Source organism: Bradyrhizobium altum (genome assembly GCF_020889705.1).
Taxonomy (GTDB): domain Bacteria; phylum Pseudomonadota; class Alphaproteobacteria; order Rhizobiales; family Xanthobacteraceae; genus Bradyrhizobium; species Bradyrhizobium altum.
This window is the reverse complement of sequence record NZ_JACMYP010000574.1, coordinates 1-971: the sequence shown is the minus strand read 5'-3', so window position 1 is coordinate 971 and position 971 is coordinate 1. Positions and strand designations below refer to the sequence as shown.

Below are 971 nucleotides of genomic sequence, written 5' to 3'. Positions count from 1 at the left end.
GGGGTGAGGTTTGCGCGAGACGCCTCCGCCGCGTCGCGTCAGATCATCGACACCAGCCCGCCGCCGTGACGCTCGAGTCTGCCGGCGAGCTCGAGCTCCAGCAGCACCGCGCGGACGACAGCGGGCGAGACATCGGCCATTCGGATCAGATCGTCGAGGCTGATCGGGCTCGGTCCGAGCAGATTGATGATGCGCGCGCGATCGGACGCACCGGTGGCAAAATCCAGCGGCTCGTCGTCTTCGCGCGCGGACAGCATGACGGGCCGCTCCATGATCGGCGTGACCGCGCTGATGACGTCGGCGGCTTCGGTGACCAGCGTGGCGCCTTGCTTGATCAAATCGTTGGCGCCGGCGGCGCGCGGATCGATCGGCGAGCCCGGCACCGCGAACACCTCGCGGCCCTGTTCGGCGGCCATCCGTGCCGTGATCAGCGAGCCGGAGCGATGCGCGGCCTCCACCACCACGACGCCGAGCGATGCGCCCGAGATCAGCCGGTTGCGGCGGGGGAAGTCGCGTGCCCGCGGCACGTGGCCGAGCGGCATCTCCGAAATCGCCGCGCCGTGCGCGAGCAGGGCGGCCAGCAGATCCTCATGCTCCGGCGGGTAGATGCGGTCATGGCCGCCGGCCAGCACGGCGACCGTGCCGCTTGCAACGGTCGCGCGATGCGCCGCCTGGTCGATGCCGCGGGCGAGGCCGGAGATCACGACAAAGCCGGCGTCGCCAACATCGCGCGCCAGCTGGCCTGCAAATTTCAGCCCGGCGCCGGAAGCATTGCGGGAGCCGACGATCGCGATCATCGGGCGCATCAGCGTGTCGCGCGCACCGCGTACGCCAAGCAGCGGCGGCGCGTCGTCGATGGTGGCAAGCCGCGCCGGATAGTGGGCTTCCTCCGGCGCGACGAGGTCGATGCCGAATTTGCGACAGGCCGCGAGCTCCGCGGCGGCGTCGGCTTCGCTCGTGATGCGCCCGGG

General features: G+C 71.1%; 1 protein-coding gene. It reads right to left on the bottom strand.

Annotated features, from left to right (window positions below; all coding sequences use genetic code 11):
* Window positions 1–38: 38 nt before the first annotated feature.
* On the bottom strand, window positions 39–971 hold a 933-nt coding region (gene dprA, locus H8B02_RS47465), incomplete at its 5' end, for a DNA-processing protein DprA (protein ID WP_229172544.1).